General features: G+C 31.2%; 21 protein-coding genes. 14 read left to right on the top strand and 7 right to left on the bottom strand.

Features of this window, described 5'->3' with window-relative positions:
- Positions 1–18: 18 nt before the first annotated feature.
- From Q4512_RS09665 to Q4512_RS09705, 9 genes are all read left to right on the top strand, one after another.
- The gene (locus Q4512_RS09665) at positions 19–831 is read left to right on the top strand and encodes an outer membrane protein assembly factor BamD (protein WP_303424076.1); all 813 of its coding nucleotides are present in this window, start codon (positions 19–21) and stop codon (positions 829–831) included.
- Positions 832–837: 6 nt separating this feature from the next.
- Complete coding sequence (locus tag Q4512_RS09670) at positions 838–1,164, top strand: DNA-directed RNA polymerase subunit omega (protein WP_303424077.1); 327 nt, start codon at positions 838–840, stop codon at positions 1,162–1,164.
- Between the two features lie 9 nt (positions 1,165–1,173).
- A complete protein-coding gene (coaBC, locus tag Q4512_RS09675; RefSeq protein ID WP_303424078.1) occupies positions 1,174–2,385 on the top strand; it encodes a bifunctional phosphopantothenoylcysteine decarboxylase/phosphopantothenate--cysteine ligase CoaBC in 1,212 nt (403 codons plus the stop codon).
- Complete coding sequence (locus Q4512_RS09680; RefSeq protein ID WP_303424079.1) at positions 2,378–3,265, top strand: DUF4835 family protein; 888 nt, start codon at positions 2,378–2,380, stop codon at positions 3,263–3,265. Before coaBC ends, Q4512_RS09680 begins: the two co-directional genes overlap by 8 nt.
- Before the next feature lie 85 nt (positions 3,266–3,350).
- Complete coding sequence (recN, locus tag Q4512_RS09685; RefSeq protein WP_303424080.1) at positions 3,351–5,003, top strand: DNA repair protein RecN; 1,653 nt, start codon at positions 3,351–3,353, stop codon at positions 5,001–5,003.
- Positions 5,004–5,118: 115 nt separating this feature from the next.
- Positions 5,119–5,931 carry an enoyl-ACP reductase gene (locus tag Q4512_RS09690; protein WP_303424081.1) on the top strand — a complete coding sequence of 271 codons (813 nt, stop codon included), beginning with the start codon at positions 5,119–5,121 and terminating at the stop codon, positions 5,929–5,931.
- 147 nt (positions 5,932–6,078) lie between these two features.
- Entirely contained in the window at positions 6,079–7,779 is a 1,701-nt protein-coding gene (locus Q4512_RS09695; protein ID WP_303424082.1) for an FG-GAP-like repeat-containing protein, read from the top strand.
- 149 nt (positions 7,780–7,928) lie between these two features.
- On the top strand, positions 7,929–10,520 hold the full coding sequence (locus tag Q4512_RS09700; RefSeq protein WP_303424083.1) for a fibronectin type III domain-containing protein: 2,592 nt from the start codon (positions 7,929–7,931) through the stop codon (positions 10,518–10,520).
- Positions 10,521–10,737: 217 nt separating this feature from the next.
- Positions 10,738–12,474: a T9SS type A sorting domain-containing protein gene (locus Q4512_RS09705; protein WP_303424084.1), complete on the top strand. Its 1,737-nt coding sequence runs from the start codon at positions 10,738–10,740 to the stop codon at positions 12,472–12,474.
- An 81-nt stretch (positions 12,475–12,555) separates the two neighbouring features.
- Here Q4512_RS09705 and Q4512_RS09710 read toward each other — a convergent pair whose 3' ends face one another.
- A complete protein-coding gene (locus tag Q4512_RS09710) occupies positions 12,556–13,668 on the bottom strand; it encodes a sulfotransferase family 2 domain-containing protein (protein WP_303424085.1) in 1,113 nt (370 codons plus the stop codon).
- A 74-nt stretch (positions 13,669–13,742) separates the two neighbouring features.
- Here Q4512_RS09710 and Q4512_RS09715 point away from each other — a divergent pair, with 74 nt between their 5' ends.
- The 5 genes from Q4512_RS09715 to Q4512_RS09735 all read left to right on the top strand — a co-directional run bounded on the left by Q4512_RS09715 (position 13,743) and on the right by Q4512_RS09735 (position 18,719).
- Positions 13,743–14,747, top strand: coding sequence for a glycosyltransferase family 2 protein (locus Q4512_RS09715; protein ID WP_303424086.1), 1,005 nt, complete (start codon positions 13,743–13,745; stop codon positions 14,745–14,747).
- A gap of 71 nt (positions 14,748–14,818) precedes the next feature.
- A complete protein-coding gene (locus tag Q4512_RS09720) occupies positions 14,819–15,712 on the top strand; it encodes a YbbR-like domain-containing protein (RefSeq protein ID WP_303424087.1) in 894 nt (297 codons plus the stop codon).
- A gap of 47 nt (positions 15,713–15,759) precedes the next feature.
- The gene (coaE, locus tag Q4512_RS09725; protein ID WP_303424088.1) at positions 15,760–16,353 is read left to right on the top strand and encodes a dephospho-CoA kinase; all 594 of its coding nucleotides are present in this window, start codon (positions 15,760–15,762) and stop codon (positions 16,351–16,353) included.
- Positions 16,354–16,423: 70 nt separating this feature from the next.
- Positions 16,424–18,004 (top strand): sensor histidine kinase KdpD, encoded by a 1,581-nt coding sequence (locus Q4512_RS09730; RefSeq protein WP_303424089.1) that lies wholly within the window; start codon positions 16,424–16,426, stop codon positions 18,002–18,004.
- 4 nt (positions 18,005–18,008) lie between these two features.
- Positions 18,009–18,719, top strand: a complete 711-nt coding sequence (locus Q4512_RS09735) for a response regulator transcription factor (protein WP_303424090.1) — start codon at positions 18,009–18,011, stop codon at positions 18,717–18,719.
- A gap of 88 nt (positions 18,720–18,807) precedes the next feature.
- On the opposite strand, the gene Q4512_RS09740 is transcribed toward Q4512_RS09735, so the two are convergent.
- From Q4512_RS09740 to Q4512_RS09765, 6 genes are all read right to left on the bottom strand, one after another.
- Entirely contained in the window at positions 18,808–19,560 is a 753-nt protein-coding gene (locus Q4512_RS09740) for a DUF5995 family protein (RefSeq protein ID WP_303424091.1), read from the bottom strand.
- Positions 19,561–19,600: 40 nt separating this feature from the next.
- On the bottom strand, positions 19,601–20,116 hold the full coding sequence (locus Q4512_RS09745) for a nuclear transport factor 2 family protein (protein WP_303424092.1): 516 nt from the start codon (positions 20,114–20,116) through the stop codon (positions 19,601–19,603).
- On the bottom strand, positions 20,097–21,011 hold the full coding sequence (gene miaA, locus Q4512_RS09750) for a tRNA (adenosine(37)-N6)-dimethylallyltransferase MiaA (protein ID WP_303424671.1): 915 nt from the start codon (positions 21,009–21,011) through the stop codon (positions 20,097–20,099). Before miaA ends, Q4512_RS09745 begins: the two co-directional genes overlap by 20 nt.
- A gap of 16 nt (positions 21,012–21,027) precedes the next feature.
- Positions 21,028–21,876 (bottom strand): ion transporter, encoded by an 849-nt coding sequence (locus Q4512_RS09755; RefSeq protein WP_303424093.1) that lies wholly within the window; start codon positions 21,874–21,876, stop codon positions 21,028–21,030.
- 194 nt (positions 21,877–22,070) lie between these two features.
- Entirely contained in the window at positions 22,071–23,435 is a 1,365-nt protein-coding gene (locus Q4512_RS09760) for an exonuclease domain-containing protein (RefSeq protein WP_303424094.1), read from the bottom strand.
- 108 nt (positions 23,436–23,543) lie between these two features.
- Complete coding sequence (locus tag Q4512_RS09765) at positions 23,544–24,200, bottom strand: YggS family pyridoxal phosphate-dependent enzyme (RefSeq protein ID WP_303424095.1); 657 nt, start codon at positions 24,198–24,200, stop codon at positions 23,544–23,546.
- Positions 24,201–24,288 lie beyond the last annotated feature (88 nt).

Consider the following 24,288-nt stretch of genomic DNA (forward strand, 5'->3'; position numbering starts at 1 on the left):
AAACAGAAAAATTAACAAATGAATAGAATAATTTACACTTTATTAATTGGCTTGGCATTAAGTTCATGTAGCCCTTACCAAAAAGCTCTAAATGGTGATGATATTGCCGCAAAGTTTAAAGCAGGAGAGGTCATGTATAATAAAGGGAAATACATGAAAGCGAATAGGCTTTTTGAGCAAATTATACCACAATATAGAGGGAAGCCTCAAGCGGAAAAACTTTCTTTTTTGCATGCAGATTCTTATTTTAAATCGAAAGATTATTATTTAGCAGGATATCAGTTTGATCGTTTCGTAACTACCTACCCTAAAAGTGAAAAGTCTGAAGAAGCTGCTTTTCTTTCTGCGAAAAGTAGTTACATGTTGTCACCTGCTTATACTAAAGAGCAACATGCAACTAAAGACGCTATTAGTAAATTTCAACTGTTTATAAATTCATACCCAGATTCTCCATTTCTTGAAGAAGCGAATACATTAGTACAAGAATTAGATGGTAAATTAGAGCAAAAATCATTTGATATAGCATACCAATATTATAAAACCGTTGGATATACTAGAGATTATAACGCAGCAATAAAAGCTTTCGATAATTTTATTTTTGAGTTTCCAGGTTCTAAACTTCGCGAAACAGCTCTTTTTTACAGACTAGATTCTGCTTATGAATTAGCAATTAATAGTGTAGAAAGAAAAAAAGAAGACAGACTTATAAAAGCTAAAACATACTACCATTCTTTTGTTAATAAATACGCCAACTCAGAGCATTTAGAGGAAACAAAAGACATGTTAGAAAATTTAGAACAAGAATTAAAAAAATACAGTACTAAAAGTTAATATACTATGGATTTAAAGAAGATTGATGCACCTACAAGTACAACAACGTACAATAGAAACGCAATAGACGATGCTACAGGAAACATCTATGAGTCTATTTCAATTATATCTAAAAGAGCAGAGCAAATAAATTCTGAAATTAAAAAAGAATTAATTGAAAAATTAGAAGAATTTGCTACATATAACGATAGCTTAGAAGAAATCTTTGAGAACAAAGAACAAATTGAAGTATCTAAGTTCTATGAAAGATTACCTAAACCACATGCTTTAGCTGTTAAAGAATGGTTAGATGGTAAAATTTACCATAGAGATACAGAAGCAGACAATCAGTAAAAAAAAGAGATGTCTATACTAAGCGGCAAAAATATACTGTTAGGCATAACTGCTGGTATTGCTGCTTATAAAACAGCATCATTAGTTAGGTTATTTATTAAAGCTGGAGCAAACGTAAAAGTTGTTATGACTCCAGCTAGTAAAGATTTTATTACCCCTTTAACCTTATCTACACTCTCTAAAAACCCAGTACATACTTCTTTTACTAATGAAGATGAAGAAGATGGCGTTTGGAATAATCATGTAGAACTTGGTCTTTGGGCTAATTATTTTATTATTGCTCCTGCTACGGCTAATACCATGTCTAAAATGGCGAATGGGGTTTGTGATAATCTACTTTTAGCAACATATCTTTCTGCAAAATGTCCAGTTTATTTTGCACCTGCAATGGATTTAGATATGTATAAACACGCATCTACATTAGCGTCCTTTAAAAAATTAAAATCCTTCAATAATATAATTATTCCAGCTACAAGTGGTGAACTTGCTAGTGGTTTAGTAGGTGAAGGTAGAATGGCAGAACCAAAAGATATCGTTTCCTTTTTAGAAAAAGATATCTTAAAAAAACTCCCACTTAGAAATAAAAAAGTCCTATTAACTGCAGGTCCAACCTATGAAGCTATAGATCCTGTTCGTTTTATTGGTAATCATTCGTCTGGCAAAATGGGGTTTGAGCTAGCAAAAGCGGCTGCAAATTTGGGTGCAGAAGTAATTCTAATTACTGGACCAACACACCAAAAAGTGACACACGCTTTAATACAGGTTATTCCTGTAGTAAGTGCTCAAGAAATGTATGATGCTGCACATTTACATTTTAAAGATGTAGATATTGCAATACTTTCTGCTGCAGTAGCAGATTATAAACCAAAAAAAGCTGCAACTCAAAAAATAAAAAAGAAAGATACTACGTTAACATTAGAGTTAGAAAAAACAAAAGATATATTGGCGTCTTTAGGAGAAATTAAAGAAAAACAATTTCTTGTTGGCTTTGCATTAGAGACTAATAATGAGCTTGAAAACGCAAAAGGAAAATTAAAAAAGAAGAATTTAAACTTAATTGTATTAAATTCGTTAAATGATAAAGGTGCTGGTTTTAAAAAAGAAACCAATAAAGTAACACTAATTGATGCTAAAGAATGTGTTACCGAATATGCCCTTAAATCTAAAACAGAAGTAGCAATAGATATTTTTAATCAAATTATAAAACAAATACATGCGTAATATACTTTTAGGTCTAATAATGTGTATTAGTTTTGCTGGATTTTCGCAAGAATTAAAATGCAATGTCGTAGTAAGTGCACAACTAACGGGTAATGAAAATCTACAACTATTTAAAACGTTAGAAAAACAACTCAACGAATTTGTAAATAAAACGGAGTGGACAAACAAGAAATTTGGACCTCAAGAGCAGATAGAGTGTAGTATGGTAATTAACGTTACAGGACAAAGTAACGATTTTTTTAATGCATCCATACAAGTGCAATCTGCTAGGCCTGTTTATGGATCTACCTATACAACACCAGTATATAATATAAATGATAAAGATTTTTCTTTTAAATATTTAGAATTTCAAAACCTTATTTACAATGCGAATCAATTTGAGTCTAATTTAGTCTCCGTATTAGCTTTTCATATTTATATGGTATTAGGTTTAGATGCAGACACATTTCGTTTAAAAGGGGGGGAAGAGTACTTTAAGCAAGCACAAAATATTGTGAGTTATTCGCAACAAGAGAGTTTTAAAGGGTGGAAATTAGAAGACGGTTTGCAAAGTAGATTTATCTTAATAGACAATATTTTATCTCCAACATACAAAGACTTTAGAAGTGTTTTATACAACTACCATAGAAAAGGATTAGACACTATGAGCGAAGATGATAAACAAGCTAAAACTGAAATTGCAAATGCAATAATCGAGATGAATGCAGTACATAGACAAAGACCTAACTCTTATTTATCACGTACTTTCTTTGATGCAAAAGCAGATGAAATAGAACAAATTTTCTCTGGAGGTCCAAATGTAGATGTAAACAAACTATTAGAAATACTAAACAGAGTCGCGCCAATGCATTCTAGTAAATGGCGAAATATTTCGTTTTAGTTCTTCATTTCTCAAAGCTAGGAATCTGGATACCTAATTCTATTGATTAGTACTGTTTACCGAACCTGCAATAATAAATACTACTATGCTAACCTCTTTATCCATAAAAAATTACGCTTTAATAGATGCGCTTTTGGTAGATTTTAACCAAGGATTCACAATAATTACTGGCGAAACAGGTGCAGGAAAATCAATTTTATTAGGCGGTTTATCTTTAATATTAGGAAAACGAGCAGACTTAAGTAGTTTAAAGAATAAGGAGAGAAAATGTGTTATTGAAGCCATTTTTAATATAAAAAATTATCAACTAGAAAATCTATTTAATACCCAAGATTTAGATTTTGACAGCCAAACCATAATAAGAAGAGAAATACTTCCCTCAGGTAAATCTAGAGCATTTGTAAATGATACCCCAGTTAATTTAAACACATTACAATTGTTAGGGAAGCATTTAATAGACGTGCATTCCCAAAATCAAACCATGCAATTGGTAGATGACGATTTTCAATTTCAAATTATAGATGCTTTAGCAAATAATAAATCCAATTTAGAAAATTACCAAGTCGAACTAGCTACGTATAAAAAACTTCAAAAAGAATTAAAGGAACTTTATAAACTTCAAGCAGAAGCATTAAAAGAACAGGATTATAATACTTTTTTATTAAAAGAATTAAAAGAAGCTAATTTAGTAGCTGGAGAATTAGAAAGTTTAGAAGAAGAATATGAAACCTTAAATAATATTGAAGAAATTCAAGAAAAACTAACACACTCGCATCAACTATTACAAGATGATGATTTAGGTATTCTTAACTTATTAACACAATTAAAAAATACACTTCAAAAATTATCTAATTATTCCAATAATTATCAAAATTTATTTACTAGAGTAAATAGCAGTCTTATCGATTTAGACGATACTTTTGCAGAAATCGAAACGCTTCAAGAAAACTTAGATGCAGATCCCAAACGATTAGAAGTCGTAAATGCTAAGTTGCAAACGCTTCATAATTTAATGCAAAAACATGTTGCCGAAAATGTTTCGGAATTAATTGAAATCAAAAATAAATTAACCGATAAAGTTTCCGATACAGAAAGTTTAGAAACACATATACTTCAGAAACAAAAAGGAATACAAACTATAACTAAAAAATTAGATGTTATTTCTGAAGCTATTCATAAAAATAGAGAAAAAACAATACCTAAGCTTATTCAAGAATTAGAACAAATTCTAAACGACTTAGGCATGCCAAATGCCCAATTTAAAATAGATATTATTTCCATTACAGATTATTTATATAACGGTAAAGATCAATTGTCCTTTTTATTTTCAGCAAATAAAGGCGGTCAATTTAACGAACTTAAAAAAGCAGCGTCAGGAGGAGAGTTAGCAAGAATCATGCTGGCAATAAAATCGATTTTATCTAATTATATACAATTGCCAACCATTATGTTTGATGAGATTGATACCGGAGTTTCTGGTGAGATAGCAAATAAAATGGCACTTATTATGCAAAACATGAGTAAAACGATGCAAGTGTTTGCAATTACCCATTTACCACAAATTGCAGCTAAAGGACATACACATTTTAAAGTCTATAAAGAAGATGTAGATGAGATAACAACTACTAATTTAGTGAAACTTAATCCTAATGAGCGAATTGTGGAAATTGCACAAATGTTAGACGGAAAAGAGGCTTCAAATTCTGCTATGGCACATGCAAAACAATTATTAAATTAATAGCATACTATGTATGCATAACTAATACCAAATGAATAGGTAGTTCGTAAATATTAATTTAGTTATATTTGAATTACAATTTATAAAACTAATAAAACCAAATAACATATTACATATGTACAATTTATTAAAAGGAAAAAAAGGAATCATTTTTGGCGCACTAGATGAAAACTCCATCGCATGGAAAACCGCAGAACGCGTTCATGAAGAAGGAGGGACCTTTGTTTTAACAAATGCTCCTGTTGCTTTAAGAATGGGAACTATTAATGCATTGGCAGAAAAAACAGGTGCTCAAGTGATTCCAGCAGATGCTACTTCTTTAGAAGATTTAGAAAATCTTGTTGAAAAATCTATGGAAATTTTAGGAGGTAAAATTGATTTTGTTTTGCATTCTATTGGTATGTCTATAAATGTAAGAAAAGGTAATGCGTATACGGACCAAAATTACGATTGGACCAAAAAAGGAACCGATATTTCAGCAATGTCTTTTCATAAAGTAATGCAAACCTTGTACAAAAAAGATGCTATGAATTCTTGGGGAAGTATCGTCGCTCTAACGTATATGGCAGCGCAGCGCGTTTTTCCAGACTATAATGATATGGCAGATAATAAAGCGTATCTAGAAAGTATTGCGCGTAGCTTTGGCTATTTTATGGGAAAAGATAAAACGGTTAGAGTAAACACCATTTCACAATCGCCAACACCAACAACTGCAGGTTCTGGAGTAAAAGGATTTGATGGTTTTATTGCCTATGCAGATAAAATGTCTCCTTTAGGAAACGCTACGGCATTAGATTGTGCAAACTATACGGTAGCTATGTTTAGTGATTTAACCAAAATGGTAACCCTACAAAATTTATTTCATGATGGCGGATTTAGTAATGTAGGAGTTAGTAATGAAGTAATGGAAGCTTTTATAGATAAATAGTTTCTATTTAATATATTATAATAAAAAAGACTTTGTGTAAACAAGGTCTTTTTTATTTGGTATATATAAAATCTACACTGTCTGTTTGTTGTATTTTTTTTAAATTAGTCAATTCTTGTAAATAGATTAAAAAATTTTAAAGCAGTTATGATAAAAAAATACATATTCTTTCTTTTCCTCCTAGTTTCTAATACCATATTATCACAGATAAACTTTCAAGATGAAGCTCTAGCTTTAGGTGTAAATGTTTCTTCTGGAACACCCTTTTTAGGAAGCGGTGTATCCTTAGTCGATTTTGATAAGGATGGCTGGGATGATATTACCTTAGCAACTGGTGCTGGACAAAACATTAGATTTTTTAAAAATGTAAACGGAACTTTTGTTGAACAAGTATTTAGCACTATAAATCTTAATTATAGAACAAAGTCAATAAGCTGGGTAGATATTGACAATGATGGTGATAAAGATCTCTTTGTAACTAGTGATACTGATGGTAATAAATTGTTTGAAAATACAGGAAGTTTAACTTTTGTCGATATTACTTCTAGCTCAGGAATAAGTACCGCAAATATGTTTTCATATGGAGCAACTTGGGGAGATATTGATAATGATGGTTTTTTGGATGTATTTATTAATAACAGAAGTGAAACTATTTCAAATAAGCTATATAAAAATAATGGAAATAATACATTTGTAGATGTAAGTGCAACTGCTGGTATTTCTTCATCTGCTTACATGTCCTTTTGTGCTGCTTTTTTTGATTTTAATAACGATGGCTGGCAAGATATTTATATTTCAAATGATAAATATAATAACGCAAACATTATGTATAAAAATAATGGAGATGGGACTTTTGTAGATGAAAGTGAATATTCAGGAACAAATATATCTATAGATGCTATGACGACAACCATAGGCGATTATAATAATGATGGTTGGTTTGATATATATGTTACCAATACTACAGCTGGTAATGTGTTGTTTAGAAACGAAGGCGATGGTACTTTTGCTAATGCCACTGAAGGATCTGGAACTAGCTACAATAGTATTGGTTGGGGAACTGTTTTTCTTGATGCAGAAAACGATAAAGATATAGATATGTATGTTAGTGGATCTCTAGATGGTACTGTGCCTAGTTTCGTTTCTGCAGCTTTTTATGAAAATATAGGGACAGGAATCTTTCAAGCGCCTGCTAATGCTGGTTTTTTAGGAGATAATAGTGAGAGTTATTCTAATGCTGTAAGTGATATAAATAAGGATGGTCTTATAGATATTGTTGTTAATAATGGAGGGGATGACAATGTATTTATTTGGAAAAACCTTAGTACTACTACAAATAATTGGCTAAAAGTAAGTTTAGAAGGTGTTCAAAGTAATATAGATGGTATAGGCTCAGTTATTGAAATTTCAATAAACGGAGACAAACAATATAGGTATACACATAGTGGAGAAGGTTATATGTCTCAAAATTCTACAACAGAAAGCTTTGGCTTAGGAAACGATACAACAATAGATTATGTTAAAGTTACCTGGTTAAGTGGTGTTGTAGACATTATAAATAATGTTAGTGCTAATCAAACGATACACATTGTTGAAAATTCAACATTGTCAAATAATGACTTTCAAATAAATAAAGTTAGTTTACAATCTAATCCTGTAAATGATGTTATTGTGGTTAATTCAAAATTACCAGTTTATAAATTAGAGTTATATTCCATGCTTGGTCAAAGTGTTTTAGTTCAGGAAAACAGCCGCAAAATGGAGGTTTCTCAGCTAAATGCAGGACATTATCTTCTTTATGTTTCTACAGCGCAAGGAACATCGATTTTAAAATGGATTAAACAGTAATTCATTTAATTGTAACAGAATAGCATTGTGCTTTTTATCGCATAAAAGTGTTTTTTGTCGATTTGTTAGCGTATTAGCTAATTATGTGATATAATATCAATATTTTCGAATCTTAATCACATTTTTTTAACTAAAAACCATATTTTCTTATGAAAAAAATTACATTGTTTTTTATGTTTGCAATTCTAGGAGTTTTTACTTTTAGCTCTTATGGACAAACATTAAACCAAGCCGCAACATGGCCAAATGCTGGCTGGTCTCTTTCTGGGACGTATACTGCTGGTGGATTATTATCAAATCCTACTACTACAGAACCAACATTAACTTGGGATGATGATGCAGCAGGAAACGGTTCTGCGGATAACTTAGAATTAACATCACCAGTAATCGATTTAACTGCAGCTAGTGGCGCAGGCGAAACTTGGATTACCGTAAGTGGTGAGTTTACATACAGAGCCTTAGGAGGCGATGTTTTAGCTATTGAGGTTTACGATGCAGATGCAATGACTTGGACTGCTCTAGAAACATTTGCAGGAAACTCTACAAACACTGATTATCAAACATGTGCTAATACAGTAGCATATACATCTGCTGTTTTAGATATTTCTGGTTATACTGCTACACAGTTATCAGGATTTCAATATCGTTTTACTTACGATGACCAAGGGGGATGGCAATGGGGATTTTGTGTAACTTCTCCTACAATTACATCTGCTGCACCACCTTCATGTTTGGACCCAACTACTTTATCGGTTGCTAACATTACAGATGTAACTGCTGATCTTGCTTGGACTGAAGCTGGAACTGCAACATTATGGGATGTAGAATTAGTAACAGCTGGTACAGCACCAACAGGAACGGCTACAGCAACAGGAGTAACTAACCCTTATGGAGCAACGATGCTTACTGAAAATACTGCATATGAGTTTTATGTAAGAGCAGATTGTGTTGGTGGAACTTCTAATTGGGTAGGACCTTTTGCTTTTAGTACCACATGTGCTGCAATTGCTGCACCATATACAGAAGATTTTGAAACTTTTACTATAACTACGGATGCAGTATTCAATAGCGAAAACTGTTGGTCAGCTACTGGTGGATCATATTATTGGGAGGCAGCTGCTGGAACAGATACATCCTCTGGAGGTACAGGACCAGACCCTACAATAACTACAGGTAATTACTTTTTTACAGAAGCATCTTCAGGTGCCTCAGGTGATGTTACAGACTTAGTTTCTCCTTTGGTAGATTTATCAGGTCTTACAGCTCCTGCATTAACATTTAATTACCATATGTTTGGTGTACAAATTGGAACTCTTGAGGTATTAGTTAACGGTACTACTAGTGTGTTTACTGTTTCAGGTGAACAACAAACTACTGCAGCTACTCCTTGGGATCTTGCTACTATAGATTTAGCTGTATATGCAGGACAATCTATAACAATAACTTTTTCTGCAACAAGTGCAGGAATATTTGAAGGGGATATTGCTATCGATAACGTATCTTTTACAGAATTACCTACTTGTCCAACTCCTAATGTTTTAACAGCTACAAATGTTGCAGATACAACTGCCGATTTAGGATGGACAGAAAATGGAACAGCAACTTTATGGGATATTGAAATAGTAGACGTTACTGCTGCTGGTGCTGCAACAGGAATGCCAACTGCTACGGGAGTTGCTAATCCTTACACAGCAATTGGACTTACAGAAAACAACGATTATGCTTTTTATGTAAGATCTAATTGTGGAGGTGACTACTCTTCATGGGCTGGGCCTTTTGCGTTTACGACGTTAGAAACATGTCCTGCTCCTTCTGCTTTGGCTGCTTCAAATATTATGGAAACCTCTGCAGACTTAAGTTGGACAGAAAATGGGACAGCAACTTCATGGAATATTGAATTAGTTGATATCACTGCTGGTCAAACTGTAACAGGAACAGCAACTGCTTCTGGAGTAATGAACCCATACAGTGCTACTGGTTTAACTGGTGATAATAGCTATGAGTTTTATGTTCAAACAGACTGTGGTGTAGATGGTGCATCTGCTTGGTCTGGACCATTTTCATTTGCTACACCTTATGTAGCTGTACCTCCTACGTGTACTAGTGGTGTCTTTTTAGATTCAGGTGGAGCTTCTGGAGATTACTCAAGTGGTGAAGCTATTACCTATACAATTTGTCCAGATTCACCAGGGGATGTTGTTACTATAGACTTTACATCTTTCTCTACTGAAAATAATGGAACAACAGCTTGTTTTGATGGATTAACCATTCATGATGGTGCAGATGATTTAGCGGTAACTATTGATCCTCCAGCAGGTGGAACAATTTGGTGTTGGGATGAAGATGATCTTCCTGCAGCAGGTACAGGTGATTTAGAAGGTATGTCAATAACTTCTAGTGATGCTTCTGGGTGTCTAACATTTGTATTTACATCAGATGGATCAGTTTCAAGAGATGGTTGGGAAGCTTTAGTTTCTTGTTCAACTTTATCTAATCAAGATTTTGATAACGGTTTAGCATTTACTTACTATCCAAACCCAGTATCTAATGCTTTAGTTTTAAAAGCACAAAAAGATATTGAAAACATATCTGTATACAACATGTTAGGTCAAGAAGTACTTCGTACTGCTCCTAACGCTGTTAATACAGAAGTTAACATGACTTCTTTACAATCTGGAGCTTACTTTGTTAAAGTAACAATTGGTAACTCTACAGAAACAGTAAGAGTACTTAAGAACTAATTAATTAGAACTTATTCATATTTAAAAAGCCACCTTTTGGGTGGCTTTTTTTATTTAAAAATTTAATGTATTTACTATAATCATAGTAATCTTACTATAAATTACCATTTCCCTAAATTAACTAGCAGATTATTAGTGTATTATCAATATATTTTTAATGATTTTTTTGTAAATTTATTTATTAATTAAATAATTTATTAACAAAAACCAATTTAATATGAAAAAAATTACTTTATTATGTATTGCATTTATTGCTTTTGCTTTTTCTTTTCAAGCGAATGCACAATGTGACTACACTTTAGAAATGAATGACTCTTGGGGTGACGGATGGAACGGAGGTACCGTGGACGTACTTGTAAACGGATCAGTAGTACTTGATGAAGCTACTTTTACTAGTGGAGCTCAAGCTTCATTGATTATTTCAGTTAATGATGGGGACCAAATAACAACGATGCATTCTGTAGATGGAGATTATCCCACCGAAATGTCGTATCGGATATTAGATAACATTGGGGTAGAAGTTGGTACAGGAAACCCCACCACTGATATAGATACAGCAATAGATGTGATTTGTCAAGTTGTACCAGACCCGCCATTATGTACAGGATCTCCTACACCATCAGTTGGTGGAACAAACACTGGATTAGGAAGTACTGTTGATTTATCTTGGATTCCTGATGGAACAGGAGGTGCTCCTAGCGAATATGAAGTGTTTTTTGGAACAACTTCTGGAGCGCTAACCTCTTTAGGAACAACTACTGACGAGTTTGTTTTGATTACTGGTCTTGAGTATGATACTATGTATTACTGGATGATTGTTCCTTCTAATGCTGGTGGAGTTGCAACTGGTTGTACGGAATGGAATTTTATGTCTATCTCAGCGCCTCCAACTCCTACAAATGATACTTGTAATACCGGAATTGCAGTTTCTTGTGGTTCTCAAGTTGTTGGTAGTACGGCTGATGCTGCTGCAACAAATACTGGAGGTAATGATGCTGCAGATTTATGGTACGTTTATTCAAATCCTGGTGTGACGGAAGATGTTACTTTTAGTTTATGTAACTCTGATTATGATACCAATATGATTGTATATTCGGATTGTCCTGCAACTACGCAAATAGTAACAAATGATGATTTTTGTGCATTGCAATCTGAAGTTACTGTAACAAATACTGGAACAGAAACGTTCTACATTATGGTAGAAGGATATGATACTTCTACGGGAGATTTTATATTAACTACAACATGTAGTGTATCTATTCCTGCTCCTTCTAATGATAATTGTGATGCTTCTGAAACATTAACTTTAGGTGTATCTACAACTGGTACTACAGCTGGAGCTACAGATCAAGGTACAGGCAGTGATGACGATACAGATTGTGATCCATTTGATACGCATGCAGATGTATGGTACTCTATTACATTAACAGGAGGGCCAAATGAATTAACAGTTACTACAACACCTACTGGAACTTCTAATGAAGCCGGTTTAGCTATTTATCCTGATGAGTGTGACTTTTTAGATGTTAATGCTTTAGGGTGTGCAGGTTCCAATTCTGATACAGGTGGTACCATAACATTAACGGACTTAGCTGATGGTACTTACTATGTGAGAGTTTGGAGTGACGGTGCTGTACCTGTGTCTCCTACTGCTTCTAGAACAGAAGGGACTTTTGATATTATTGCAGATGTTACATTATCTACGGCAGATATTAATGCTAATGGTTTAGCTTTTACTTACTATCCAAATCCAGTGTCTAGTGCTTTAACATTAAAGGCACAAAAAGATATCGATAACGTATCTGTTTATAATATGTTAGGTCAAGAAGTACTTCGTACTGCTCCTAATGCGGTTGACACAGAAATTAGTATGGAAAATTTACAATCTGGAGCCTACTTTGTTAAAGTAACAATAGGTGGTGTTACAGAAACGGTAAGAGTACTTAAGAATTAATATTTAAGAACTTATATATAATAAAAAGCCGCCTTTAAGGTGGCTTTTTTTAATATATATATTATGAAACTTATGTTTTCGTTATTTAAATATCTTGTTTTTAATTGAAGTAAAAAAGCTTGTATTTGTATTAGATGCTTTTTCTGGTATTAAATTTTTATTAAAATGTAGCTTCTTATTGTATTTAAGAAAGGAGTTCCCCATTATGGTTTTATTTATTACACTGCATATCGCTTCGGTATTTTTTAAAGGATCTTTTTCGTCCTTTAATTTATTAAGTTGAATCGATAATGGAGAGTTCGTATAGGTGCTGTTAATAGTCTTAATAAAACAAGCATTCCACATAGAAACATATTCTTCTCCATCTTTAAGTTTTAAACTATGGTGTAAATAATTATTTAACTCTTGAAAAAAAGCGGTATTGTTATAAATAAATTTTTTGTTTTTAATTCCTATTTCTAAAAGGTTAAATCGCTCTGTATATTTCAATACATAATTATATTTATCTCCTCTAAAATTTAAAGATTTATTTTGTTTTAAATCTTTGGTGTTTTCTTCAAACTTTTTTACGCAATAATTATATAGCTTAAAATCTAAGGCATTATGTTTTATTACTAAATCTTTAATCTCTTGAGATACCTTATCAAGCTTAGGCCTATTAAGTGTTATTCGTTTAATATCAATGTTTTTCGGTAATTTTATTCCTGTAATTGAACTAAAGTGTTGTAGTGATTTTGCGTATTCTTCAAAAACACCAACATTAATAGGTAAGTTGTTAATCGTATTAATAACTAAATCGTAGTCGCTTTGGGTTACTAATTCTTCGTCATACATTCTTTTTCCTAATAGGAAACCAATCATATAGTTTTGCGTTTGTTTACTTTTAATATATTCTTTTAAATTTCTTGGTACTGGTTTAATTAGTGACATAAACTCTTGTCTGTCTTTAATAAAATAGTATTCAGAAATAAGTCTGTCTATAGGATTTCTTAACAACATGAATATATGATATGCATCATATTTATTGTAGTTTAATGGATTAAAAATATCTTTCGAATTAGACCTTTTAGTTTCATATAAAATATGTCTATAATTAAAATCTGGTTTGGTTTGCCATTCTGTTTTATTCATCACACAATTAATTGTAGTGCCTCCAGTTTTAGGAATATGAATAAAAATATTTTTTGAACTCATTGTTAATACAATTTTATATAAAGATACTGATTTTTGAAAGATAATAATTTATTCGATTGTCTTACATTTGTAGCATGCATTTAGACTTTTCATTTATTATTCCTGTTTATAACAGACCTCAAGAAATTGATGAGTTATTGCATAGTTTTACGCTATTAAAAACAAAAGCAAGCTTTCAAGTTGTTATTGTAGAAGATGGCTCGACAAAGACCTCTAAAGAGGTTGTAAATAAATATACAGATCAATTAGATATAGCATACTATTTTAAGTCCAACTCAGGTCCTGGTGATTCTAGAAATTTTGGAATGTATAAAGCGACCGGTAACTATTTTATTATTTTAGATAGTGATTGTATTTTGCCTTCACAATATTTAAATGAAGTTAGTAATAGTCTAGATAAAGAGTATGTAGACTGTTTTGGAGGTCCAGATGCAGCAGATACTTCGTTTACCAATTTACAAAAAGCTATAAATTTCGCAATGACATCCTTTATTACTACTGGAGGAATTAGAGGGAATAAGAATAGCGTAAATAAGTTTCAACCCCGAAGTTTTAACATGGGGATTTCAAAAAAAGCATTCCTTAAAACAAAAGGATTTGGCTCCATTCATCCTGGTGAAGACCCCGATTTATCTATTCGTTTATGGAAACTTGGCTACCAAACAAAATTAATTCCTGAGGCTTATGTATATCATAAAAGAAGAATTTCTTGGTCTAAATTCTATACACAAGTATATAAATTTGGTATGGTGAGGCCAATTCTTAATGCTTGGCATCCACAAACAAAGAAAATCACGTATTGGTTTCCTAGTATTTTTAGTTTCGGATTTATTCTAGCTATAGTTTTGTGTTTATTTCATTATAAAGTTTTGTTATGTGTATATGCATTGTACTTTGTTTTAGCATTTGTTTTAGCTATATTAAAAACAAAAAATATAGTTATTGCTATACAATCTATGCTTGCAATTTGTATTCAGTTTTATGGTTATGGGTATGGTTTTTTTAAATCGACTTTAATTGTCGGTTTATTAAATAAAATACCCGAAGAGCAATTTCCAGAATTATTCTTTAAAAAATAATGTTAAATAAGATTAAATTAGAATTTTTATCGTTTATAAAAACAAAAAAAATTAATATTTTTTTACTGTTTTTGGCATTAGCATTTGGTATTTTGTTACTTACTAAATTATCTAAAAGCTATACAAATACTTTTGTTTTTAATATTGATAAAATTAATATTCCCGAAGAAGAAGTAATACTTAACGATACGAGTCAAGTATTAGAAATTACTATAAAAACGTATGGGTTCGATTTATTGCAATACCATTTTTCTAAACCTAAAATACGAATAGATTTTTCTAAACATATTGATAAAACAGATTCTGCTTACATTTGGAGTAAAAACAAAGCATTTGCAGCATTACACAATCAATTTAATAAAAATATAGAATTGGTAAATATTGTTCCAGACAGTTTGTGGTTTGCTTATGATGTAAATGCAGTTAAAACCGTCCCTATTAAATTACTTTCTAAAATAAGTTATAGCCCTGGTTATAACCTAACAGATAATATTGTTTTGCAACCCGATTCGGTTAAAATAATTGGAGCAAAAGCCATATTAGATAAAATGGATAAAATAGAGACAGACACGATTACTCTTAGTAATGTAAATCAAAACATTTCAAAATCTATAAATTTAAAACTGGATGACTTAGCTAAAGATTTAAAGTTTTCTGTGCATAAAATTGATGTTGAAGCTAAAGTTGAAAAGTATACAGAAGGGACATTACCAATTGTTGTACAAATAATAAATGTGCCTGTAGATATTAAGCTAAAACATTTTCCAAAGACAGTAAATGTTTCCTATTATACAAGTTTGGCTAAATTTAACTCCATAGAAGCCAAAGATTTTAAAGTAATTTGTGATTATAGTAAACTAGTAAAAGGGCAAACGTATTTAGTACCTAAGCTTGATAAAAAGCCAGAAGCCGTAAAGCACTTTAAAATCAAGCAAGAGTTTATTGAATTTATTATTACAGAATGAAACTTCAAGCACGTAAGTAATATTACGTATTAATTACAATATAACACATGAAAATAGTTGGTCTTACAGGTGGGATTGGTAGTGGGAAAACTACAGTTGCAAAAGAGTTTAATAAACTTGGAGTGCCTATTTACATTGCTGATGATGAAGCTAAAAAGCTCATGAATAGGTCTAAAGTTATTAAGAGAAAGTTAATAGCGCTTTTTGGCGAAGATGCGTATAAAAATGAAAAACTTAACAGACCGTATTTAGCGAAGCTTATTTTTAATGACGAAAGTTTATTAAAAAAAATGAATGCTATAGTACATCCAAAAGTAGCGCAACATTTTAAAAGATGGCTTAAAAAACAAGATGCACCATACATCATTAAAGAAGTAGCTATTTTATTTGAAAACGGAAGCTACAAACATTGCGATTATATAATAACTGTAACAGCAGCAATAGATACGCGAATGGAACGTTTGTTAAAAAGAGACAATACAACAGTTTCTAAAATTGAAGCAATTATGAATAATCAATGGAAAGACGAAGAGAAAATAGCATTGTCTCAGTATGTAATTTATAACGATATTTTAGAAGATACTATTTTTCAGGTGCAAAAAACCCATAATGAGTTACTTAAATCAATTATAAGTCTATAATTTTAACATTTTTGTTAATGTAAGGTTAAAAGCTATAACACCTAAATGTTAAAATGTTAATTTTGACCAGATGAGCAAAAAGTTATTCATCTTACTAATTATTTTAATGAGTTTATCGCTTATAGGAATTATTTCTGTACAAGCATATTATATTAAAAACTCGGTAGATAATAAAAAAGAGCAGTTTAATTTTAATGTAAAAAAAGCATTAAGTTATACAACAGCTGCTATTGAAAATAAGGAGCTAGATAAGTATTACACCATGTTTCAACAGCTTGCAGAACAAAAAAAGCAAGCAGACACTGTAGCAATTAAGAACTTATTTATAGTACAACAAAACCAAAACACTAACGAAACGATAGTGTATAAGAGTGGTATTTTTGAAGAGAATCACACATTGTCTTCCGCGTTCTTTGACATAGGTTTAGATAGAGATAGTATTAATATACAAAGAATACTAAGCAATTCGGAAACCAAAATTTATTCAAATTCTAACGGAACTGATTCCGATTTAAATATGAATCCAGTATTAAGTATTTCTAACTCAGGAAGACTTACAGAAGCAGAAAAAATAAATTTTGAAAAAGCTTTTAGAACATTTGCTAGTAGAATGCCAATTCATAAAAGAGTTTTAAATAAAGAAATTAATAGATTATTAAAAAAACAGCTTAATGAAGATAATATTAATATAGATTTTCAATATGCAATTTACGATAATGATCTAGCAACAAAAGTACACAGTGAAGCATTCGAGTTACAAAATGCATCTACTTTTAGTGTGCCAATTTTTGAAAACGAATTAAACGATAATAATTATAGATTGCTTGTAAATTTTCCAGAACACAATAAATTTATTTGGTCTTCAATAATTAGCATGATGATTTTGTCTATAGTATTTACTGGTATTATTATTTTAGCTTACGCGAGTGCATTATTGCAGCTTTTTAGACAACGAAAAATTTCGGAAATTAAAACAGATTTCATTAATAATATGACGCATGAGTTTAAAACACCTATTGCTACTATTAACTTGGCTTTAGATGCTATAAGAAATCCAAAAATTATAGACGATAAAGAAAAAGTGCTTCGTTATCTCAGCATGATAAAAGATGAGAATAAACGCATGCATGCACAAGTAGAAAATGTACTAAGAATATCTAAACTTGAAAAAAATGAACTAAACATTAGTAAGGAAAATGTAGACTTGCACGACTTAATAGAAGATGCAATTACACATGTAGAGTTAATTATAGAAGATAAGAAGGGATATTTAAAAACAAACCTTATAGCAGATAAGACTTCGGTCTTAGCTAACGATACTCACTTTACCAATGTGATAGTAAATATTTTGGACAATGCTATTAAGTATTCTCCAGAAGCACCAGAAATAGAAGTTTCTACAGAAAATGTAGGAGAAAATATTCTATTAAAAATTAAAGACCATGGAAGTGGTATGAGCAAAATAGCTCAAAAACGTGTTTTTGAAAAATTTTATAGAGAACACACAGGAAACATACATAATGTAAAAGGACACGGATTAGGTCTTGCATATGTAAAAAGAATGATAGACGACCATCATGGTCACATATCAGTAGAAAGTGAAAAAGACAAAGGAAGTACTTTTACAATAAGGCTTCCATTAATATCATAAAGCTATGAACGAACAACAAAAGAGGATATTATTAGTAGAGGACGACCCAAATTTCGGAACCGTTTTAAAAGATTATTTAATGATGAATGATTACGAAGTTACACATGCCAAAAATGGTATGGAGGGCTTTGAAAAATTCAAAAAAGATGATTTCGATTTATGTATTTTAGATGTCATGATGCCTTATAAAGATGGTTTCACTTTAGCTAAAGAAATACGCGAGAAAAATACAGAAGTGCCAATTATTTTCTTAACTGCAAAAGCAATGAAAGAAGATGTTCTTAAAGGATACAAAGTTGGTGCAGATGATTATTTAAACAAGCCATTTGATAGCGAAGTGTTATTAATGAAAATTAAAGCAATTATTCAACGTAAAGCTTCAGATACTGTTGCTGATAGTAAACAGTTTGAGTTTAAAATTGGAGGTTTTGATTTAAACTCTAAACTTCGTTTTTTAACTTACAATGGAGGTGAACAAGTAAAACTATCTCCTAAAGAGAATGAACTTTTACGCTTGTTAGCTTTACATGAAAATGATTTAATGCCTAGAGAATTAGCATTAACAAAAATTTGGAGAGACGATAATTATTTCACCTCTAGAAGTATGGATGTTTATATAGCGAAGCTACGTAAATATTTAAAACTGGATGAAAAGGTAGAAATATTAAACATACATGGTGAAGGCTTTAGACTAGTAGTTAATACAGAAGCTTAAAATTTTAGTATATATATAAATAAAAAATCCAACTTTTTTAAGTTGGATTTTTTATTTTCTGTTTTTTAAAAAAAATTAGCTGAGACTTTTAAGCTTTAAGTTTAGATATAATAAGGCCAACATTTTTTTCTTCAAATTTACCTATAAGTTGTAAGGCAAATTTTAAAATTTTAGATTTTGGCGATTTAATAATTTGGGAAAGCTTTACAACCAGTAAGTCAATTTTATTTATAGCTTCAGTATTGTTGTTATTTCCTAAAGCCCATAATAAATTAGCATTATTCCAAGCTTGTTGTCTTGCTTTTCGCATACTAAAGTCTATTATTTTTTCATCGGTTTTTTTTCCAATAAAATCTAAGAGAAACATAAGGCGTGACACCTTACTTAGTCGGTCTTGCATTTCATTAACAATATGAAAAAGAATATCATTTACTTTATTAAAATCGTTTTCAATTGTAATTAAATTAGAATTCACCATCGTTGTACTTGTAGAAATACTCAGGTCTAAATTTATATGTGCATTCATACCTAAAAGTATGTGCTGTAAAATAGTAAGACTTTCGTTTTTGGCATAAAACGCAAATTCCCAGGATTTACTTACAGGTGTCTTTTTAGAATAATTAGCATGAGCATCTAAATAAAGGTTTGCAAAAGCAACATCTAATTTTTCTAAACGTTCATTATCTTCAAAATTTCCTAATAAAATTTCCTTTTGTATTTCAGCAGTCGTTCTTCGGTATATAAAAGCAAATAAGCCAACTCTATCATTATTTAATATAGCTTGTTCTATAATAGCGTCTAATTGATGTAAAACTTCTTGGATGGTTGTTGCTCGACTCATCTATTTGTTTTTAAGGATAGATATATTTAATTATTAAGAGTTATTCTTGCTTTAGGTCAGTAGATTTTTCAATAGAACTAGCGTGATCTTTTATGATGTACCAAGTGTTATCTATTTTTTGAAGCGCATAACTTACATGCATTCTATTAAAATAGGGTTTTCCATTTCTTTCGGGTTCTCGATATATGATTTCGGTAATAGCGATGCCAAAATCGGTTCCAATTTCTGTATTTAATATTTTAGTTTCAAAAGTCCATGGTGTTTTAGATGCAAACCATGCTTTATGATATGCTATAAAATCGGCAACAGTATTGGTGATTTCTGTTTTTGGTAAAATAAGTTGCATATTTCCTTTTGGAGATAGAGTGCTTTTTAAGGTTTTTAAGTCTTTATTTGAAACGGCATTTAAATGTTTTTGCATGGTTTCAACAAAAAGCAATTCGTTTTTAGCACTGTAATCTATTAGCGGGTTTCTATGTTCTTTTTTTTCACAAGAAAGTAGAAGAAAACTTAGCATTATGAAAACACAGGGTATTCTATTTGGTATTGATTTCATGTGTGATTTTTTTAATTATTGGTTCTAGTGCTGTTTTATAATCAAACCATAAGGTTTTCTCATTTCTTTTAAACCACGTAAGTTGACGCTTAGCAAATCTGCGAGAATTCTTTTTTATTTCGCTGATTGCAAATTCTAACGACCACGTTTCACTAAAATAATTAAAAATCTCCTTATAACCAACAGTGTTTAAGGCGTTTAATTTTTTGTTTGGAATTAATTTTTTCGCTTCGTCTAGCAAACCTTCTTCTAGCATAATATCTACACGTGTATTAATTCGGTTATAAATAATATCTCGATCTGCTGTTAAACCAATAGTTATTGTTTTAAAAGGCCTTCTATTTTTTTCTTTATTAATAAAAGAAGCATAGGGTTTTCCTGTGCCAATACAGACTTCTAGTGCTCGAATAACCCGTTGCGGATTTTTTAATGCAATGGTATTATAAGTCGCTTCGTCTAATTCTTTTAATTGTTTTTGAAGCGTTTCTAAACCTTCGTTTTTTAACCGAATATTCAGTTTTTCTCGAATGCTTTTATCTACATCTGGAAAATAATCTAATCCTTTAGTTACGGCATCTACATATAATCCTGAACCACCAACCATAATTACTACATCATGCATTTTATGTAGCTCTTCAAGTTTTTGTATCGCATCTTTTTCGAAAGAGCCAACACTGTATTCCTCTTGAATAGATTTATGGTGAATAAAATGATGTTTCGCTTCAGCCAATTCTTGTGGAGTAGGAGCAGCAGTGCCAATTTGCATTTCTTTGAAAAATTGTCTAGAATCTGCCGAAATAATTTCGGTATTATAATGTTGCGCAAGTTTAATACTAAGGCTTGTTTTCCCAATTGCTGTTGGTCCAACTATAGAAATTAGGTATTTAGGAGTAATAATCAAAAGGCGTTATTTAAGGATGCAGTTTTTCACCACAATTATAACAAAAGTCTGCGTTGTCTTGGTGTTTTTCTTTTAAACAATTTCTGCAAGATTGAGAGTTTACGTGGACAGTATCCTCTTTTTTTTGTTTTTCTTCTTTGTTTTGGTTGGTATATTCTGCAGAAACAATTCCTGTTGGTACCGCAATAATTCCGTACCCTAAAATCATGACTAAAGATGCTATAAATTGCCCCAAAGGGGTTTGTGGAGCAATATCACCAAAACCTACAGTTGTAAGTGTTACAATACACCAATATACACTTTTAGGAATGTTTGTAAAACCATTTTCTTCGCCTTCAATCATATACATGATAGTACCTAAAATAACAGCAACAATTATCACTGCAAATAAAAACACAGATATTTTTGCTCTACTTGCTTTTAAAGCATTTACTAAATTGTTTGAAGCTCCTAAGTAACGTGCCAGTTTTAATATTCTAAATACGCGTAATAAACGTAAAGCTCTTAATGCTGCTAGTGCATGAACTCCTCCAAAAATTAGCGATAAGTATTTTGGAATTGTAGAAAGTAAATCTATAACACCATAAAAACTAGTAATGTATTTTAAAGGCTTATTTACCGTTATAATTCTTGCTATATATTCTATAGAAAATAAAATCGTTATTATCCATTCTGAAATATTAAGAAGATTATGATATTTTATATCGATGCTTTTTACACTTTCTAGCATAACTAGTAAGATACTTGCAATAATTGCAACAAGTAATACTACATCAAATAATTTACCTGCAGGAGTATCTGCTTCATAAATAATTTCATGAAGTCTTTCTTTCCAGTTTTTGTAAGATGTGTTACTCATAGTTTCAAAAGTAGTGAAAAAGATTTATTACTTCCTTTTTAATACAATAGATGTGTTGTTTTGTATACTAACTACTTTATTTATTGTTTTTTTTAAGATGGGTAAAATTCTTTAATCCACAAGTAAACCGTAGTGATTGTACCAAAAAGGTTGTAGTGATGAGTAAGGATAAAAGTAGGTAAGGTTTATTCATGTTAATCTAAATTTAAAACCTTTAGTTTTTTATTTCGTCTTAAATAACTTTTAATAATATGTTGGGTATCTCTATTGTTTTCCATTGGAGTAATAATAGATTCTAAAACATCTATATTGTTTATTTGATAGTTTAGATTGTAAAATCCTATGCCTTTAAATACGCCATTTTGAATTAGAATAGCCGCGCGTTCATCGATATCACGACCTCGGTCTATAATTACAATGTTTTCGCTAACAAATGCGTTTTTATTAATAAGTTGTAGTACACGTTTGTTATAGTTTTCTACCTCTTCTTCTTGTATGCAAGCACCTTCGCAAGATTTAATAGAGTAATTAAAACAGCTTGTTTTGGTATCGTATAAACCATTTAATTTTTGACAAAGGTTGTATTCTTCTGTTCTGCTAAACATAAAACTTTTTGCACTTTGTCTATTGCTAAAAGTGGTTATTGGTTTTTTGCGTCCATCTACTTTATCAATTTTTAGGTTGATATAGCCTTTTTCGTCTGTATAACTATATAATGCGTGCGTAAAAATGGTTTTTCTTAAAGCTCTATTGTAAATAGGCTTGTTCTGTTTAATAGCTTCGCTTTCTTTTAATAAAGCGACTAGTTCGCTTCCACAGGATTCGTAGGTTACAGTAGCTACTTGTAATTGTATTTTTTTAGATTTATGGGAAGTTCCCGTAAAGTGTTGGTTTACTCGTTTTCTTATGTTTTTGCTTTTACCAATATAAATAATTTCGCCATCTGCTTTATGCATAAAATAGACTCCAGTTATTGATGGTAAAGTTTCTATAATATTTAATAATCTCGATTCTACTTGATTCTTAGGTTCTTGTCTAATAGATTCTTGAATAATATTTTTTTTCAAATCTTTATCTAGTAGCATTTTAAAGAGCTTGACTGTTGCAAATGCATCTCCAGAAGCTCTATGTCTATCTGCAACAGGGATTCCTAAAGCTCTGGTTAGTTTACCTAAGCTATAGGAAGGCTGATCTGGAATAAGTTCTTTAGAGAGTTCTACTGTGCAAAGGGTTTTACGTTTAAAATCGAAACCTAATCGTCTAAATTCTGTACGTAAAATTCTATAATCAAATTTAGCATTATGTGCTACTAAAATTGTTTCTTGAGTAATCTCTACAATGCGTTTTGCAATCTCGTAAAACTTAGGAGCATTACGTAACATATTGTTGTTTATTCCAGTAAGGTTAACTACAAAAGGTTGTATTTCTCGTTCTGGATTTACTAGGCTTATAAATTGGTCTACTATTTCGTGACCATTGTATTTGTAGATAGCAATCTCTGTAATTCCTTCTTCATTATACTTTCCACCTGTGGTTTCTATGTCTACTATTGTGTACAATACATTTAAAATTTAATAGTTAAAAACTAAAAGTTATTTAGTTTTTGATTTCATAGTATTTATTGTCGAAACTAATTTTTTATTTTAAAAATTGATTTTCTATATTCTCTATTGGTTACGTACGCCAAATATACTACTTCCAACGCGAACCATAGTACTGCCGCAATCTATTGCTAGTTTATAATCGCCACTCATTCCCATGGATATGGTTGTTAGCTTTTGATTGTATAGCTTTAAGTCATTAAAAGTAGACTTTAATAGATTAAATTCACTTCGGATTTGTTCTTCGTTATCGGTAAAAGTAGCCATTCCCATAACACCAATTACATTAACGTTTTTTAATTCTGAAAATTCTTTTGATTGTAATATTTCGGAAGCTTCATTAGCAGTCATACCAAATTTAGAGTCTTCGGAAGCTATTTTTATTTGTAACAAACAATCTATAATTCGGTTATGTTTCGCAGCTTGTTTGTCAATTTCTTTTAATGTTTTAAAGTTTTCTACACCATGAATTAAACGTACAAAGTGTGCCATGTACTTTACTTTGTTTCGTTGTACATGACCAATCATGTGCCATTGGATATCTTTTGGCATCTCATCAAACTTTTCTACCATATCTTGAATCTTATTTTCGCCAAAAATGCGTTGTCCAGATTGATATGCTTGCATGATGTCGCTTACAGGTTTGGTTTTAGAAACAGCAACAAGTGTTACGTTTTTTGGTAGCTGCGATTGTATGTCTTGTAAATTTTTTGTTATGCTCATATTATTTCCTGCACAAGCAGAAATTTTATTAATGTTATTGACTCATTTTAGTAATTCCTCAGGTTGCTCGACTGCGATCAGAATGACA

This window comes from Oceanihabitans sp. 2_MG-2023 (genome assembly GCF_030547245.1).
GTDB lineage: Bacteria > Bacteroidota > Bacteroidia > Flavobacteriales > Flavobacteriaceae > Oceanihabitans.